Below are 16,901 nucleotides of genomic sequence, written 5' to 3' on the forward strand. Positions count from 1 at the left end.
GCAGGCGTGGATAGGCGCTGGCGTGGGCCATGGCCCGCCTGGTTACTTCCGCGGTTCGCCGCCGCCGCCGCCAGCGCGGTTGAAAAAGCGGCCGAACATCTCGCGCATCATGTCCTGGCTGGCCGGAACGGCCGCGAACCAGGTTTTCAGCATGCCTTCGGGCGAGAAGCGCTCCATCTCGACCATCATGCGCCGCTCCATTTCTGTCAGCACCGCCTTCTGGATCGGCTCGACGTCCGGCAGCCCCATCAATTGCCGCGCTTCGATCGGCGTGCAGTCAATGTTGATTGTGAACTTCATTGCGCTTCCCCTCATCTGACTTCTTGCAGATTGTTGCCTGCCCCGTCGCCAGCGACAAGCGGTGCATGAACCTGCGCCAGCTCCGGTTTGCGCCTCTTCCACGTTCCTGACAGCCTGGAGGCCGGCTTTCGCCCGCTCCCCTGATCTCACGCGCATTCATGACGCGCAGCAGCGGCTGTGTCTCCGGGCCGGCGCCAGCGCAAAGTCGCGACCGGCGGCTACATGCCGACGCCGCCATCCGCCTCGATGATCTGGCCGGTGATGTAGTCGGACTCCGGCAGGCAAAACAGCAGCACCGCGCCGGCGGCGTCTTCCGGCGTTCCGCCCCGCCGCAGCGGCGTTTGCGCGTACAGACTGTCGCGAATTTCCTGTGTCAGGCCAACGCGATGACGGCGCCCGGCGACCTCGATCGCGGTTTCCCCAGCGATAATCTGGGTCAGGCGGGTTTCGATCAGGCCGAAAGCCACGGCGTTCACCGTGACGCCCAGCGGGCCCCATTCGCGCGCGAGACTCTTGGTAAGCCCGATCAGCCCGGCCTTGGCCGATGAGTAGCCGATCTGCTTCCAGGCGCCGTGGGTGCCGGACACCGAGGAAATGTTGACCAGCTTGCGAGCCTGGCGCCGCGCGCCGCCCTGCGGGTCGCGCGCCTGTTCGAGCGCTTCTTCGCGAGCCCGTTCGACCAGCCACGGGTTCCAGGCGCGGGCGATGCGGAACGCCGCCTTCAGGTGAACATCCTGCATGGCGTCCCATTGCTCATCGGTGGTGGCGCCGATGCCCGCGTTCCAGATGTAACCCGCATTGTTGACGACGATATCGGCGCCGCCGAAGCCATCGATTGCCGTGGCGATGAAATCCCCGGCGAAGTCGGGGGCGGTGACGTCGCCGACGCAGGTCAGGACCCGCCCACCCGCGGCGGCGATCGCCGCGGCAGTCTCATCAGCCGGGGCGGCGTCGAGGTCGTTGACGACAACCGCGGCGCCCTCGGCGGCCAGCTTCAGCGCCAGGGCCGCGCCGGCGCCGCGCCCGGCCCCGCTGACCAGGGCGACCTTACCTTCAAGACGTTTCATGCCTGTATCCCGCTATCGGCCGGAGCCGGCGAACAGCCGCCGACGCGCCAGCCCTTCAGCCGGTCCATGTCAGGCAAGGCAGCCGGCGTCGCGCGCCAGCGGCGCGCCGCCTTGCATGAAGAACCCGCCGCAAACCACCTGATCAGCACGGCTCCGCAACCAGGGGACGCTGGAACCGCGCGACCAAAGAATGCCGCCAGGCCGCGAAAATGCTGGCGCATCCGCGACCTGAACAACTCACGCCGCTACGAGGCATTTCCGCGCCGGAAATGTTGTCCGACGCGTTGGGTTAGCCTCACTCCACATAGTCCCAGCTGGTTCCGTTGAACTTCTGCAGCCGCATGTAGGTGACGACGGCATAGTTGTCCGGGCTGGTATTGATGCTTCCTTCAGGCAGCAGGAACGGGTTCTTGTAGTCCTTCAGATTGGCCGCCTGCTTCATGATGTTTTCGCGGGTCAGATCGTCGCCGGCCATCTTCAGCACGTGCTCCAGCGCCATGGCGTAGGAAATGCCAGCCATGTAAAGGGAGTCGGAGGCGTCGGCGCCCGGCATGTTCTCCTTCATCCAGGAGAGATACCATTTGACGTCCGCGTCATTGGCCCATTTGGGATCAGCGGCGTCCTTGCTGAAACCTGCGGTCAGCACGCCTTTGGAATTTTCCAGACCCGCCGGCTTCAACGTGGCGCCGACCGAGGCCGAGCCCAGGTGCAGGAAAGTCATCGGCTTCCAGTTCAGGTCCGCCAGCTTGGTGATGGCCTGGGCCGTCTGCTTGGCGTAGGCGAACAGGAACAGCACGTCGACATTGGCGTTCTTGAGAATGACCAGCTGGCTGTCGATGGTCGGGTCTGTCGCCTGGAAGCTCTGGGTGTTGACAATCATCTTGTCGGCCCTGTCGCCAAGCCCCTGCCTCAGGCCGTTCAGCAGATCCTTGCCATAGTCGTCATGCTGGTAAAGCACGCCAATTCTGGCGTCCGGCTTGGCCTTCAGCACGTATTTGGCGTAGAAGGCCGCCTCCTTGTTCAGGTTCGGCTGCCATCCCATGACATAAGGGAAGTTCTTGGGATCATTGAAGGCGGACGAGCCGGCGGCGATGAACAGCAGCGGCACCTTCTTCGCATTGAGATAGGGCCGGATCGCCATGTTGATCGGCGTGCCGAGGTTGCCGAAGATCAGCGCGACCTCATCCTTCTCCACCAGCGAGCGGGCGTTTTCGACGGCCTTCGGCGTCTGGTAGCCGTCATCGCGGCTGATGAAGGTGATCTTGCGGCCGTTGATGCCGCCCTTCTTCTCGTTCAGCCATTTGAAATAGGCTGCCTGGGCCTGGCCAAGCCGGCCATAGGCCGAGGCCGGGCCGCTGTGGGCGATGGTCTGGCCGACCTTGATCTCGGTTGCCGACGTGCCGGGGCCATATTTGGCCTCGGCGAATGCGGCGCCGGCGGCAAGCGTCGCGCCGGCGAGCGCGGCGATGGCTCCAAGCCACGCGCGCCCGCGCGTTGTGTGAACTGACATGCGTTTGCTCCCTGATGGCGGCGAACCCATTTGGCGGATTCGCTCTGCCCTTGCCATCAATGAGAATGCAGCAGCCCGTCAGTTGTCAATCCACGAAGTCCCAGCTTTTTCCATTAAATTTCTGCAACTTCATGTAGGTGACGACGGCGTAATTATCTGGCGACGTATTGATATAGCTGCCAGGCAGCAGCAATTCCGGGCGGAACTGCTTCAGATTTCCAACCTGCTTCATGATGTTTTCACGCGTCAGGTCATCGCCGGCCTGCTTCAGCACCTGCTCCAGGGTCTGCGCGGTGGCGAAGCCCATGGCGTACAGCGCGTCATTGGTGTCAGCGCCGGGCATGTTCTCCTTCATCCACGCCAGCCATTCCTTCACCGCCGGATCGTCCTTCCACTGCGGATCGCTCGGGTCCTTGGCGAAGCCGGCGGTCATCACGCCCACCGACTTGTCGAGCCCGGCCGGCTTCAGCGTGGCGCCAATGGAAGCGGAGCCCAGATGCAGGAAGGTGTGCGGCTTCCAGTTCAGGTCCGCCGCCTTGCTGATCGCCTGGGCTGCCTGCTTGGCGTAAGTGAACAGGAACAGGGCGTCGGCGCCTGCGTTCTTCAGGATCACCATCTGGCTGTCGACGGTGGGGTCCGTCGGCTGGAACATCTGGGCGCTGACGATCATCTTGTCAGCCTTGTCGCCAAGGCCTTCCTTGAGGCCCGCCAGCATGTCCTTGCCGAAGTCGTCGTTCTGGTACAGCACGCCGATTTTGGCGTTCGGGTTCAGTTTCAGCAGCTGTTTGGCGTAGAACTTCGCCTCGTCGTGCAGGTTCGGCTGCCAGCCTGTGGTCCAGTGATACTTCTTCGGATCATTGAACGCCGAAGAGCCGGCGGCGTTGAACAGATGCGGCACCTTCTTGGCGTTGAGATACGGCCGGATGGCCATGTTCACCGGCGTTCCCAGCACGCCGAAAACCAGCGCCACTTCGTCGCCTTCCACCAGGGAGCGCACGTTTTCGACGGCCTTTGGCGGCTGGTAGCCGTCGTCGCGGCTGATGAAGGTGATCTTGCGGCCGTTGATGCCGCCCTTCGTGTCGTTCAGCCACTTGAAATAGGCGGCCTCGACCTTGCCGAGATTGCCGTAGGCCGACGCGGGACCGCTGTAGGCGATGGTCTGGCCGACCTTGATTTCCTTGTCCGAGGTTCCGGGACCATATTTGGGCTCAGCCTGCGCGGCGGTTGCGCCCAGCACCAGCGCAGCGCCTGCCAACAGGGCGCGGACGCGCAAAAACGTCTTCATGGTTTCCTCCCGGCGGGCCAGGGCGGCCCGCTCCGTTATCTGATCGGGCTAACCTGGCCAGTTTGACGCGCGGGTCAAGCAAAAGTGACGCCCTGGCGGGCGTCGCTCCGTGGACAGGCCCGAACACTCAGCGGCCCGTCTTGCCGGTCTCCAGCCCGGCCGCGCGCCGGTAGGCGGCGTAAGCCGGCTGGTCCACCGCCAGCTTCTCCAGGGTGGTGGCGTAGAGATGGTCAATGACCGCCGGATTGTCCGCGTCCACGGCGCCGGAGGCGATGCCTTCCGCCAGGGCGGCGTTCTGCATGGCCAGATCGCCGTCCCGCCCCAGCAGGGCCGCCAGCCGGCCGCGCTCGGCGGCGTCGCCCGGTCCGGCCAGCGCCAGCTGCCGCAACGCCAGGTCGATGGCGTTGGCGGCGACGCGCACGTGGAAAACCTTGTCGGCCGGGGCGACCGGCATCAACTCGTTGCGCAGCCAGCTGGCGACGGCGGCCAGCAGCTCCTGGGGGGTGGGTTCGTCCTGCATGGCGGCTCCAGAAGCATCACGCCCGCGGCGCGATCAGGTTGAGAAGGTCGATCTCGGTTTCGGAGGCGCGACGGGCGATCATGGCCCGCTCGACGCCGGCGTCGAGACCGGAGCGGAAGGTGTCGATCATGCCCGTGCAGGCAATGCCCCAGCGCAGGGAGCCAAGCGCCTCCCAGAAACGCACCTGTTGCGGATCGACCTTGCAGCCGCCGGCCTTTTCATAGCCGGCGAACAGCTGTTCGCGGCTGCCGAAGCCGCCGGCCGGCTGGTCGAGGGCGCCGAAGCGCCAGGAGTTGACGCAGATCCACGCCAGATCCTCCATCGGATCGCCCAGATGGGCGACTTCCCAGTCAAGCACCGCGCGCACGCCGTCTGGCCCGATGATCAGATTGCCGTTGCGGAAGTCGCCATGCACCAGCACCGGCTGCGCCGGATCGGGCGGGCAGCGTTCGGCCAGCCAGCGAAACGCCAGCTCGAACACCGGCTTGTGCAGGCCCATGCCCCGCCAGCGCCCCAGCAAATCATCCAGTTGCTGGCGCGCGGGCGCAAGCTTCAGCGGCGGCAGCGCCGCGGCGTCGACCATTGCAATGCGGGCGAGAATGCCGCCGCACTGCTCCGCCAGAAAGGTCCGGGCGTGGGCGAATTCCGCATCGCGCAGGATCTTGCGGGCGATGGTTTCGCCATCGACCCGGCGGGTAACAAAGCCGCGCCCGACGCCGTCCTCCGGCGTCAGGACGTAGACCACCTCCGGCACGGGGACGCCCTGGGTCCCGGCGGCGCGGATCACCGCCGCCTCGGTTTCGAGGCCAGCCGCGCCGTCGGCCTGGCGCCAGCCGCCAGGGGCGCGGCGCAGGATCAGCCCGACATCGACGTGGGGGCTGTCGCCGGCGGTCGCGTCGCCAACGGCGCGGAACGCCCAGGTTTCCTGGCTGGCGCCGCCGGAGAGCCGCGTCATGCCGGCCACCGACGTGGCCCCGGGCGCGAGCCTCCCGGCGATGCGGGAAAGCTCATGGGTGAGCAACGCCTGGTCGTCGAGAGTTGTGCGCGCGGCGATTGCGTCCGTTGCCGGTTTCATGGCTCCCCCTGCTCCCACCACGGGTATTGCGACGGCATGTCCTGCGAGACCTTGCCGGGGAACGACGGCTTGCGCTTGTCGAGGAACGCCTGCACGCCCTCGCGCACGTCGGCGTGGGCGCCGCGCTCCATCGACATCGGGCCGTCGATGGCCAGCAGATGCCGGGGATCGGGCTGGGTCGCGTAGCGCCACAACAGTTGCCGGGTCAGCGCCACGGAAACCGGAGCGGACTCGGCCGTCATCTCGTTGGCGATGGCCTTGGCCCGGGCCAGCAGATCCTCCGGCGCCGTCACTTCCTCGACCAGGCCGCCGCGCAGCGCCTCGTCCGCGCCAAAGGTATTGCCGGTGATCGACCAGCGCAGGGCCTGGGGCAGGCCAACGATCTGCGGCAGGAACCAGGCGCTGCCCGCCTCCGGCACCAGGCCGCGCCGGGCGAAAATGAAGCCGATTTTGGCGTTGGACGAACAGATGCGCACGTCCATCGGCAGGGTCATCGTGGCGCCGACGCCGACGCAGCCGCCATTGATCGCCGCGATCGACGGCTTGCGGCAGTTGAAGATGGCGTGGACAAAACTGACGCCGGAGGAGCGGCCGCCGCTGGCGAGACGCTGGCCGAAATTGCCAGCGCCGTGCGGATCGGTCGTGTCAAAGCTTTTGGCGCCGGCCGAGACATCGGCGCCGGCGCAAAAAGCCCGCCCGGCGCCGGTCATCACCACGGCGCGCACGCTGTCGTCGGCGTCGGCGCGCTGGAAGGCGTCAGCGATTTCCGCGCCCATCACGCCGGTGAAGGCGTTCAGCTTTTCCGGACGGTTGAGGGTGATGACCATCACCGATCCGTCCTGCTCGCAAGCAATCTGCGTGTAGTCCATGACGTCCTTCCCTGCCGACGCGGTTTTTGTGCGCCGTCTTTTTCTTGCCAGTCAGGGCCACGGGCCGGTTCGCCCGCGCCCCCCCCAAGACCCCTTCGCGCCCTTGCGCGCCCCTTTCGCGCCCTTCCGCGCGGGAGCCGGTGGCGCGACCCGCCTCAGATATTGCGGCCGACGCCAGCCCAGAACGGCTCGCGCAGCTTGCGCTTGAAAATCTTGCCGGTGTCCTCGCGGGGCAGCGTATCCGAAAACTCGATGTGACGCGGGATCTTGTAGCTGGCGAGACGCTGGCGCAGATCGGCGCAGACGCCGTCCGCATCAAGATCAGCGCCGGGTTTGGGCTGGATGATGGCGCAGACCTTTTCGCCAAAATCGGCGTCCGGAATGCCAAACACCGCGCAGTCGGCGACGCCGGGAACGCGCATCAGCTCCGCTTCGATCTCGGCCGGATAGATGTTAGTGCCGCCGAAGATGATCATGTCGCTGGCGCGACCGGACAGATACAGGAAGCCGTCCGCGTCGAAATAGCCGACGTCGCCGGTGGCGATCAAACCGTTGCGATCCGATTTCTTCCGCTTGGCGTCATCGCCGTGGTAGGTGAAATCTGGATAGGTCCGGCCGCCGCACACCACCTCGCCTTCCTGGCCGGGCGGCAGGATGTTGCCGTTCTCATCCATGATCACCACCGTGAACCCCGCAACGGCCTTGCCGACGGTGCCTGGATGGTCCAGCCATTCCTGGGCCGAACACAGCGTCACCGCGCCGGTTTCGGTGGAGCCGTAGTGCTCGGTGATGACCGGCCCCCACCAGTCGATCATGCCATGCTTGACATGCGGCGGGCACGGCGCGCCGACGTGCATCACATGCACAACCGAAGACAGGTCGTAGCGCTTGCGCGTCGCCTCGGGCAGGGCCAGCAGGCGCACGAACATGGTTGGCACGGCGAGCACATGGCTGATGCGATGGCGCTCGATGAGTTGCAGCATCTCTTCCGCGTCGAATTTCGGCGCGACGATGAGATTGACGCCCATGCGGAAGCCGGCGAACAGCCAGCCATTGGGGCTGGAGTGGTAGGCCGGCCCGGGAATGAGCATGGTCGCCTCGTTCAGCGGCTTCGGCCAGTCGGCAAAGCCGCCAACGATGCTGAGCACCCTGGTGATGTCTTCCGCTTCTTCCGGCTGCGGCGGCTTGCGGCGCACGCCCTTGGGATTGCCAGTGGTGCCGGACGTATAAATCATCGAACCGGGCGAGGTTTCGAATGGCTCCTCCAGGGGAGCCTGATCCGAAAGCCAGCTGTCCCAGTTCGCGACGCCTGGCGGAACCGCTGCGTTTTCATCGCTGATGCGGTATGCGACGCGCAGATTATCCGGCGTTTCCGCAACGATGACCGTGACGCCCTCCGGCACGACATGCTGAACCGCGCGGTACAGGTCGGCGTGGATCACCAGCGCGCGGGCGCCGGAATCAACCAGCACATGCCGCGCCTCTTCCGGCGTGTTGTGCCAGTTCACCGGCGTCACATAAGCGCCGACCAGCCCCGCCCCCACGGTTGCCTCGATGAGGGTGAAACAGTTGCGCATGTAGACGGCGACGACATCGCCGCGCCCGACGCCCAGTTCCCTGTAACCGCGCGCCGCGCGCCGCGCGGCGAGGATCATGTCCGCCGAGGCGCGCACCTCTTCGCCAATCCGCACCCATGCATCCGGAACTGCGTTCGCGGCCGTGGCGGGCGTGATTGCGGCCTGCTGTGTGCTCATTGCTCTGGCTCCCGGAGTGTCCGCTGGCGCGCGTCCGGCCTGATTTGACCCGCGAACGCGTCCTGTTGTTCTGGTTTGACGACGAGTGTTGGCAAACGCCGCGGCGGCGTTTGCAGGCGTTTTCAGCGACCGGTAAACGCCGGCTCACGTTTCTCCAGAAAACTGCGCACGCCTTCCCGGTGATCTTCGGTGGCGAACAGACGATAGATCACATCGATGGCCCAGCCGCCGATATCGGCCGGATCACCGCCATGGGCGCGGCGCAGGCCCTCCTTCATGTAGCGCAGGGCCAGCGGCGGATTGGCGGCGATGCGCCCGGCCAGCGCCATGGCGCGCGGCATCAGCTCCGCGTGCGGGGCCAGCTCGCTGACGAGGCGGATGCGCGCCGCCTCCTCCGCCGTGATGACATCGCCGGTGTACAGCAGGCGCGCCGCCATCTCCGGGCCGACGATCGCCGGCAGGCGCAGCAGGCCGCCCACGTCGCAGATCAGCCCGCGGCGGATGAACAGTTCGGCGAACTTCGCCTTCTCCGAAGCGATGCGGATGTCGGCGTAGAGCGCCAGCTCCATGCCCCAGCCGACGGCGGCGCCGTTGACGGCGGCAATTACCGGCACGCTGCACTCCAGCGCCGCCATGGCGGCGGGCGTCGGCGGCCGGCGGGCCTGCACGTTCAACGGTGGAGCCGCCGGCTTCTCGCCGGTCATCATCTCCTTGACGTCCTCGCCGGAGCAGAACGCCGGGTCGGCGCCGGTGACCACGACACAGCGCACGTCATTGTCGGCGGACGCCGCCAGGAAGGCGGCGCGCACCTCGTCATAGGCGCGGCGGTTCAGGGCGTTGTGGCGTTCGGGCCGGTTGAGGGTGATGACCGCGACATGGTCCTTCACCTCGTACAGAAGATGCGCGAACGCATCTGGCGCGATGGGCGCGCTGGTCATGGCGTTTCTTCCCGGACTGTTATGTTTCTGGTTGTTTTTCAGGGCGACATCCGGCCCGCCGGGCCGGATGTCGCCCTGTCTTTTTCAGTTACACATGTTCGTCGGGCGCAGCGGCGCCGGCGCGCCCGATTGCATTCAATCGTACAGCTTCACATCATGCTTCTGAACCGCGCCGATGGGATCGAACCCCTCGCCATTGAAGCGCATGAGCTGCATCTGGGTAATGGGAAAGTAATTGGTGGGGCTGGTGTTGACCAGCACGCCGTCCAGCAGCAGGCCGAGCTTCACGTCCTTCAGGCTGGCCGCCTGCTTCATGATGTTCTCGCGGGAGAGATCGTCGCCGGCCATTTCCAGCACCTTGTGCACCAGCTTGATGCACATGTAGCCGTAGGCGTTCTGGTTGTTCGTCGGGTCGCCCTCGGGATACCACTGCTTCATGAAGGCCAGATATTCCTGCACGCCTGGATCATCCCGGTAGCGCGGATCGCTCGCCTCCTTCAGCGAGGTGGAGGTGATGACGCCTTTGGCGTTGTCGAGGCCGGCGGGCCTGAACACCATGGGAATCGACGCGCCGGTGGTGTTGACGATCTGCAGGTCCGGCTTCCAGCCCAGCTCCGCCGCCTTGCGGATGGCCTGGGCGGCGAAGCGCGGCGTGGAGAAATTGACGAAGATGTTGGCGCCGGAGGCCTTCAGCTTCGACATCTGCGAATCAATGGTCGGCTCGGAATTGTCGTAGGTGGCGGTGGCGACGACATATCTGTCGTAGTCCTTGCCCAGCGCCTTGCGGAAGCCCTCGAAAATGTCGCGACCATAGTCGTCGTTGGGATAGATCACCGCGACCTTCCCGTTAGGGAATTTCTCGCGAATGTACCCGGCGTACATGGCCGCCTCGACGTGATACACCGACGTCGACAGGCCCATGGTCCAGGGGTAGTTGCGGTAATCGCCAAATTTGGTGGCGCCGGTGGCCGCGAACAGCTGCGGTACTTTTTTGGCGTTCATGTATTTCATGATCGCCGCATTGGGCGGCGTTCCGACGGCCTGGACGATGGCGAGCACCCCATCCTGCTCGACCAGCTTGCGCGCCTGCTCCACCGCCTTGGGCGGGCTGTAGGCGTCGTCATAGGAAATGAACTCGACCTGGCGGCCATTAATCCCGCCTTTGGCGTTCACCATGCGGAAATAGGCCGCCTCGGTCTTGGCGAAGGCGCTGTATGCGGAAGCCGGGCCGCTGTAGGGCGCGAGATTGCCAATGCGGATCGGCGGCTTGTCCTGCGCCCGCGCCGGGACGGCGAGCGGCGGCGCCCAGGCGAACCCGGCGGCCAGCGCCAGCCCAAGCAGGACGCGACGGCCGCCAAACGCCAGACGCCAGGGGCCGGCCGGGCGGCTGGCGCCATGTTCTTCATGCGCGCCGGCTTCTTCACGCGCGCCAGGTACTTCATGCGCCCACGGCATGTTCACGTTCATCGTTTCCTCCCGGCCGCGCGCCGCGGTTAACCCGTGGGCGTCGCGCAAGCCGGCTGCCTCCACGGTATCGCGTGAGCGCCGGCGATCATTTTTTTGAAACGTGATATAAAAATTGATCGCCGTCAATCGACGCGCGGCGCATTGCAGCCTCGGGTCCGGCGACTGCGCCAGCCCGCCCCGGGAGAGGCAACGCGCCAGCCATTCCAGCCTGGGCGACCGGAGGGGTTGACCAGCGCCCGGCAAGTCAGCTTCATCGCACATCAATGTGAAACCACGAAAGGCAGATGCATGGGGCAGCCAGCGCCGGCCGCACAGGGACGCCGCGAGGAAGCGAAGGCCGAGCGTCGCCGCCGCATCATCCACGCCGCGCGCGAACTCATCCGGGAAACCGGCGACGCTGGCCTGTCGATGCGGGCGCTGGCGGCGCGCGCCGGCGTCAGCCTTGCGACCCCCTACAACCTGTTTGGCTCAAAAGGCGCCATCCTGCTGGCGGTGCTTGAGGACATCAAGGGCTTCGGCCACCGCTTCGCTGGCTACGACGCCTGCTCCCCGCTCGAGCGCGTGCTGAAAGCCGCGGCGCTCGCGGTGAGTTATTACGAGCAGGACCCGGATTTCTACCGGGCGCTGTGGGGCAGCATGCTCAGGACCACCGGCGCGGAAGAGCGCAGCATGATCTTCAACCCCAAACGCGAGGCTTTCTGGATCGGCCTGCTGGACGCCGCCGCCAGCGACGGCTGGTTGCTGCCGGAAATCGACACCACCACGCTGCTGCTCAACCTCGACTTCACCTTCCGTTCCGTCATGCTGCACTGGATCAATGGCGAGATTGGCCTGGAAACCCTGCAGCCAGCCGTCGGCTATGGCTATGCCCTGGCCCTGCGCGGCGCGGCGACCGGACAGGGGCAGCAATTGATGCTGGAGCGGGCGCTGGCCTTCCAGGGGCAAATTGCCCGCGCGCAGGCCGCGCGCAACGGAAGCCGGCCCGGGTGAACCGGCTCCCGCAGGGACGTCACGCCTGCTTCAGCGGCCGGTAAAGGCCGGCGCGCGCTTTTCGACGAAGTGGGCCACGCCCTCCTTGAAGTCGGCGCTGCTGAACGATGCGACCATCTCGCGGTCGGCCACATCCCAAGCTTCGTCGAGGTTCTGGAACATCGCGTCATAGACCTGGCGCTTCATGACGCCGATGGAGCGGGGCGAGGCGTTGGTTGTGAGATCGCGGGCGATGCCGCGCACGGCGTCCAGGAAGCCCTCCTGCGGCAGCAGACGGCCGAAACCAAGGCGCTCCAGTTCCGTTGCCTCAACGGCGCGGGCCGACATCAGCAGATCCAGGGCGTTGGTCAGGCCGACGATGCGCGGCAGCATCCATGAGACGCCATGCTCGGCGATCAGGCCGCGGCGGGCGAACGCCGTGGTCATCTTGGCGCCCTCGGCGACATAACGGAAATCGCAGAACGACGCGAAGCACACGCCCATGCCGGCGATGGGGCCATTGATGGCGGCGAACACCGGCTTGGGCAGGCGCAGCATCCAGGAAAAGCGCCGGTTGTAATTGGCGTCGATGCCCTCGCCGCCGTTGCTGGCGCGCGCTGCATCCTCGGCGGCGCCGCCGCGCTGCTCCTCGCCCGAGCTCAGGCCGCTGAGCAGATTCATGTCGGCGCCGGCGCAGAAGCCGCGACCGGCCCCGGTGATGACGATGGCGCGCACCGCGTCATCGGCGGCGGCCTGCTCCATGGCCTGGCGCAACTCGCCTTCCATGTTCCGGGTCCATGCGTTCAGCCTGTCCGGCCGGTTCAGCGTCACCGTGGCGACGCCATCCTTCACGTCATAGAGGATTTCGGTCCATGCCATCCGTTTCTCTCCCTGCGTCAGGCCGCGGTCTCGTCGACGGACCGCTGGCTCCGCCCCTGTTTATCCCCACTCCCGCCCGCTGGCGCAACCACCAGCGCCGGAAAGGCGGCCATGTCGCGGACGCGGCCAGCGCATCATCCGCCCGGCGCGGCTGGCGCGGAGCCTGAACCTGGCGGCGGCGGATGACATCGGAGCCGCCAAAAGCAAACGCCGGAAGACTTCCGTCTTCCGGCGTCGCCGTCATTCAGTGTTCCGGCAGGTTCGGGCGCATTGCGCCCCTGCCGGTTGCGCTGTTCTGGATCAGGCCGGATCAGGCAGCTTCTTCCAGATGCGCTTCTTGGCGAAATAGGTCAGGCCGGCCAGCAGCACCAGGAAGATGATCGCCCGGAAGCCGAGCGCCTTGCGCGCTTCCATCTTCGGCTCGGCGGTCCACATCAGGAAAGCCGAGACGTCCTTGGCATACTGGTCGATGGTTTCCGGAGCCTGCGGCTTGCCATCCGGCCCCTTGTAGTCCACCTGGCCGTCGTTGATCGGGTTCGGCATGGCGATGACATGGCCGGGGAAATACTTGTTGTAAGTTCCGCCAGCCGGAAGGTTGAAGTCCTTCGGCTTCTCCACATAGCCCGTCAGCAGGGCGTGGATGTAATCCGGCCCCTGCTCGGCGAACTGGGTGAACATGTCGAACACGAAGGTGGGGAAGCCGCGCTCATAGGTGCGGGCCTTGGCCATCAGCGACAGGTCCGGCGGCGCCTTGCCGCCATTGGCGGCGGCGGCGGCGTTATCGTTCGGGAACGGGCTTGGCCAGTGGTCAGCCGGGCGGCCTGGACGCTCGAACATTTCGCCGGCGTCGTTGGGACCGTCCTGCACCTTGTACTCGGCGGCCAGCGCCTTGACCTGACCTTGCGTGAACAGCGGTCCGCCCGGCTCCGACAGATTGCGGAACGCAACGTACTTCAGCGAATGGCAGGCGGCGCAAACTTCGCGATACACCTTGAAGCCGCGCTGCAGCTGCTGCGGATCGAACTTGCCGAACGGGCCGGAGAACGACCAGTTAACCTGCGGCGGCGTCGGGCCAGCCTCGGAGGCCTGCGCCGGCGCCGACAGGGCGCCCAGAACCACCGCGAACACGCCGGCGGTCAGGAGTTTCGTAAGCTTCATTTGACGATTCCCCTTCACGGCTCAGCCATTGACCGACGCATCAGCCGGCGCCGCGCTCTTCGCCTTTTTGGCGAGCACGGCCTCGGCGATCGAGCCGGGCAACTGACGCGGCGTCTCAAACAGGCCAAGCAGCGGCAGGACGATGAGGAAGTAGGCGAAGTAGAACACGGTCAGAACCTGCGCCGCCAGGGTGTAGCCGCCTTCGGCCGGCTTGGCGCCGAGCCAGCCCAGCACAACGCAGGTGGCGACGAACAGCCAGAAGAACACCCGGAACACCGGGCGGTAGCTGCCCGAGCGCACCTTCGACGTGTCCAGCCAGGGCAGGAACGCCAGGATCAGCACTGCCGAGAACATCGCCAGCACGCCGCCAAGCTTGGAGGGGATGGCGCGCAGGATCGCGTAGAACGGCAGGAAGTACCATTCCGGAACGATGTGGGCCGGCGTCACCGAGGGGTTGGCCTCGATGTAGTTGTCGGCGTGACCCATGAAGTTCGGGATGTAGAACAGGAACCAGGCGAACAGGATCAGGAAGAAGACCACGCCCACCGCGTCCTTGACGGTCGCGTAGGGGGTGAACGGCACCGTGTCCTTGCGGATGTTCTTCACTTCCACGCCGGTCGGATTGTTCTGGCCCACGTGGTGCAGCGCCCAGATGTGCAGGCCGACGACGCCCGCCAGCATGAACGGCAGCAGGTAGTGCAGCGCGAAGAAGCGGTTCAGGGTCGGATTGTCGACCGCGAAACCACCCCACAGCAGGGTGACGATCCAGGTGCCAACGCCCGGGATGATCTCGTCAAAGGCCGAGAACAGGTTGGTGATGACGGTGGCGCCCCAGAACGACATCTGGCCCCACGGCAGCACGTAGCCCATGAAGGCGGTGGCCATCATCAGCAGGAAGATGATCACGCCAAGGATCCACAGCACCTCGCGCGGCGCCTTGTAGGAGCCGTAGTACATGCCGCGGAAGATGTGGATGTAAACGGCGATGAAAAACATCGACGCGCCGTTGGCGTGCATGTAGCGCAGCAGCCAGCCGAAGTTGACGTCGCGCATGATCGATTCGACCGATGCGAACGCCAGCTTGGCGTTAGGCACATAGTGCATGGCCAGCACGACGCCTGTAACGATCTGCACCACCAGCATCATCGTGAGGATGGCGCCGAAGGTCCAGAAATAGTTCAGGTTGCGCGGAACCGGATAGGCGACCGCCGACGAGTGCGTGAGGCTGATAATCGGCAGCCGGGCCTCGAGCCACTTTGTGAAGCCGCTCTTGGGGACGTAAACAGAATGGCCTTCCATAATGGTCGCCTGCTCCAGAATATGGTCGTTGCGCCTCAGCCGATCGTGATCTTCGAATCGGAGACGAATGTGTAGGGCGGAATCGGCAGATTGGTCGGCGCCGGCCCCTGGCGGATGCGGCCAGACGTGTCGAACACCGAGCCGTGGCACGGGCAGAACCAGCCTTCGTACTGGCCCTGATGTCCGAGCGGCACGCAGCCGAGATGGGTGCAGTTGCCGTACACCACCAGCCACTGGGCGTGACCTTCCTTGACGCGCGCCGAGTCGGGCTGCGGGTCACGAAGGGAGGCGACGTCCACATTGGCGGCGGACGCGATCTCGGCCTTGGTGCGATGACGGACGAAAATCAGCCTGCCGCGCCAGAACAGCTTGAGGATCTGGCCTTCCGCGACCGGCGTCAGGTCGACCTCGACCGGCGCGCCAGCCGCGATGGTGGCGGCGTCCGGCTGCATCTGCGCGATGAAAGGCCATGCAACAGCGGCGGCGCCGACAGCGCCGACGGCCCCGGTGGCGATCAGGAGGAAGTCACGCCGGGTCGGCTCGGCGGATGGTACGGTCTCGGCCACAATCGGCTCCTACAAAAGTGGACGGCGCCCGGCGACATCGGCCCGTCCCGCTGCAAACCGGGCGCGGAGCGCCGGACCGGACAGCGCCGATATCACGCGAAACACCCACGCCAGAAACTGCGCGCGACGATGGGAGTCGCCATGCGGCTCTTTGGCATGCTTCAAAAGTGGTGTCCATACCAGCACAGGCAGCCCGTCGCTGCCAAGCGCTGGCGCGCAAGCTGGCCGCGCGCCGTCCGTTGCTCACAGGCGGATGCAAAAGGATTGCACGCAACCACTTCCTTGATAACGCCGTGTTTCCGCCACACTCGGCGCTGTCGTCAACAAAAAACCACATGCGGCATTCCGCGCCACCTGACGGCGACACAATTGCGCCCCAGCGCCCGCCCCCCCCCCCGGAAAAACGCCCCTGGCCGCCCCTCTCCGACGTGATTTTTCTTCATAAAGTGAATCAGATCATGCCCGTGGCCCGCCTGGGCGATGGCGGTCGCGGCCGGCCAGAACGGCGGGGTGGGCGCCGCGCGGCCAGCGCCGGCCATGGCAAAGACGGGGATCGCTTTCGCCAGCCCGGCGATACATGATGCGCCGCGAAGCTGGCCCCGCCCGCCCCGGCGCGGGCGCCCGGCGGCGGCAGCCGGCAGTATCACCGATCGCGACGCTGCATGACGGCGGCTGTTGCGGCGCGCCGCATGCGCGCGCCATGTTCAGGACGGCCCCCATGCGCCTTGCGCTGTTTCAACCGGACATTCCACAAAACACGGGCGCGATCCTGCGCCTGGGCGCCTGCCTCGACGTGGCGGTTGATATCATCGAGCCCGCCGGCTTTCCGGTGACGGACCGGCATTTTCGCCGCGCGGGCATGGACTATCTGGACAATGTGCGCATCGCCCGTCACGCCTCCTGGCGCGCCTTTCAGGAGGCGCACGCGGCGCGCGGCGGCCGGCTGGTGCTGGCCACCACCATGGGCTCCGTCGCCTTGCCGGACTTCAGCTTCGCGGCAGATGACACGCTCCTGCTGGGGCGGGAAAGCGCCGGCGCGCCGGACTATGTCCATGCGGCGGCTGACGCGGCGGTGCATATCCCGCTGGCGCATGGCATGCGCTCGCTCAACGTCGCCATGGCGGCCGCGATATTCGCCGCCGAAGCGCTGCGCCAGACCGGGGGCTGGCCGCGCGCTGTTGCGGGCGCGTAGGGCTGCGGGCGCCCCCTGGTCAATTTCGCCCATGGCGCAACGGCGCCTATGGC

Annotated in this window: 16 protein-coding genes; 2 read left to right on the forward strand and 14 right to left on the reverse strand. The window is 66.1% G+C overall.

Going from position 1 to position 16,901, the window contains the following annotated elements:
- Nucleotides 1–42: 42 nt before the first annotated feature.
- The 10 genes from ACERNI_RS03340 to ACERNI_RS03385 all read right to left on the reverse strand — a co-directional run bounded on the left by ACERNI_RS03340 (nt 43) and on the right by ACERNI_RS03385 (nt 10,785).
- Entirely contained in the window at nt 43–300 is a 258-nt protein-coding gene (locus ACERNI_RS03340; protein ID WP_448831858.1) for a DUF6489 family protein, read from the reverse strand.
- A gap of 218 nt (nt 301–518) precedes the next feature.
- On the reverse strand, nt 519–1,367 hold the full coding sequence (locus ACERNI_RS03345; RefSeq protein WP_448831859.1) for an SDR family NAD(P)-dependent oxidoreductase: 849 nt from the start codon (nt 1,365–1,367) through the stop codon (nt 519–521).
- Between the two features lie 295 nt (nt 1,368–1,662).
- Entirely contained in the window at nt 1,663–2,877 is a 1,215-nt protein-coding gene (locus tag ACERNI_RS03350) for an ABC transporter substrate-binding protein (RefSeq protein WP_448831860.1), read from the reverse strand.
- A gap of 85 nt (nt 2,878–2,962) precedes the next feature.
- Nucleotides 2,963–4,162, reverse strand: coding sequence for an ABC transporter substrate-binding protein (locus ACERNI_RS03355; protein WP_448831861.1), 1,200 nt, complete (start codon nt 4,160–4,162; stop codon nt 2,963–2,965).
- Nucleotides 4,163–4,289: 127 nt separating this feature from the next.
- Nucleotides 4,290–4,682, reverse strand: a complete 393-nt coding sequence (locus tag ACERNI_RS03360) for a DUF6285 domain-containing protein (protein WP_448831862.1) — start codon at nt 4,680–4,682, stop codon at nt 4,290–4,292.
- Between the two features lie 16 nt (nt 4,683–4,698).
- Complete coding sequence (locus tag ACERNI_RS03365; RefSeq protein WP_448832144.1) at nt 4,699–5,703, reverse strand: phosphotransferase family protein; 1,005 nt, start codon at nt 5,701–5,703, stop codon at nt 4,699–4,701.
- A gap of 50 nt (nt 5,704–5,753) precedes the next feature.
- Nucleotides 5,754–6,626: an enoyl-CoA hydratase-related protein gene (locus ACERNI_RS03370; protein ID WP_448831863.1), complete on the reverse strand. Its 873-nt coding sequence runs from the start codon at nt 6,624–6,626 to the stop codon at nt 5,754–5,756.
- A gap of 155 nt (nt 6,627–6,781) precedes the next feature.
- Nucleotides 6,782–8,380, reverse strand: a complete 1,599-nt coding sequence (locus ACERNI_RS03375; protein WP_448831864.1) for an acyl-CoA synthetase — start codon at nt 8,378–8,380, stop codon at nt 6,782–6,784.
- Between the two features lie 122 nt (nt 8,381–8,502).
- The gene (locus ACERNI_RS03380) at nt 8,503–9,318 is read right to left on the reverse strand and encodes an enoyl-CoA hydratase/isomerase family protein (RefSeq protein WP_448831865.1); all 816 of its coding nucleotides are present in this window, start codon (nt 9,316–9,318) and stop codon (nt 8,503–8,505) included.
- Between the two features lie 135 nt (nt 9,319–9,453).
- Nucleotides 9,454–10,785: an ABC transporter substrate-binding protein gene (locus ACERNI_RS03385; RefSeq protein WP_448831866.1), complete on the reverse strand. Its 1,332-nt coding sequence runs from the start codon at nt 10,783–10,785 to the stop codon at nt 9,454–9,456.
- Nucleotides 10,786–11,073: 288 nt separating this feature from the next.
- On the opposite strand from ACERNI_RS03385, the gene ACERNI_RS03390 reads away from it, so the two are divergent.
- Nucleotides 11,074–11,775, forward strand: coding sequence for a TetR/AcrR family transcriptional regulator (locus tag ACERNI_RS03390; RefSeq protein WP_448831867.1), 702 nt, complete (start codon nt 11,074–11,076; stop codon nt 11,773–11,775).
- A gap of 30 nt (nt 11,776–11,805) precedes the next feature.
- Here ACERNI_RS03390 and ACERNI_RS03395 read toward each other — a convergent pair whose 3' ends face one another.
- From ACERNI_RS03395 to petA, 4 genes are all read right to left on the reverse strand, one after another.
- Nucleotides 11,806–12,633, reverse strand: coding sequence for an enoyl-CoA hydratase (locus ACERNI_RS03395; protein ID WP_448831868.1), 828 nt, complete (start codon nt 12,631–12,633; stop codon nt 11,806–11,808).
- Between the two features lie 300 nt (nt 12,634–12,933).
- Nucleotides 12,934–13,791, reverse strand: a complete 858-nt coding sequence (locus tag ACERNI_RS03400) for a cytochrome c1 (RefSeq protein ID WP_448831869.1) — start codon at nt 13,789–13,791, stop codon at nt 12,934–12,936.
- A 21-nt stretch (nt 13,792–13,812) separates the two neighbouring features.
- Complete coding sequence (locus ACERNI_RS03405) at nt 13,813–15,090, reverse strand: cytochrome b (RefSeq protein ID WP_448831870.1); 1,278 nt, start codon at nt 15,088–15,090, stop codon at nt 13,813–13,815.
- A 35-nt stretch (nt 15,091–15,125) separates the two neighbouring features.
- Nucleotides 15,126–15,656: a ubiquinol-cytochrome c reductase iron-sulfur subunit gene (gene petA / locus ACERNI_RS03410; RefSeq protein WP_448831871.1), complete on the reverse strand. Its 531-nt coding sequence runs from the start codon at nt 15,654–15,656 to the stop codon at nt 15,126–15,128.
- A gap of 718 nt (nt 15,657–16,374) precedes the next feature.
- On the opposite strand from petA, the gene ACERNI_RS03415 reads away from it, so the two are divergent.
- The gene (locus ACERNI_RS03415) at nt 16,375–16,848 is read left to right on the forward strand and encodes a tRNA (cytidine(34)-2'-O)-methyltransferase (protein WP_448831872.1); all 474 of its coding nucleotides are present in this window, start codon (nt 16,375–16,377) and stop codon (nt 16,846–16,848) included.
- Nucleotides 16,849–16,901: the final 53 nt, after the last annotated feature.

The organism is Camelimonas sp. ID_303_24, from assembly GCF_053543495.1.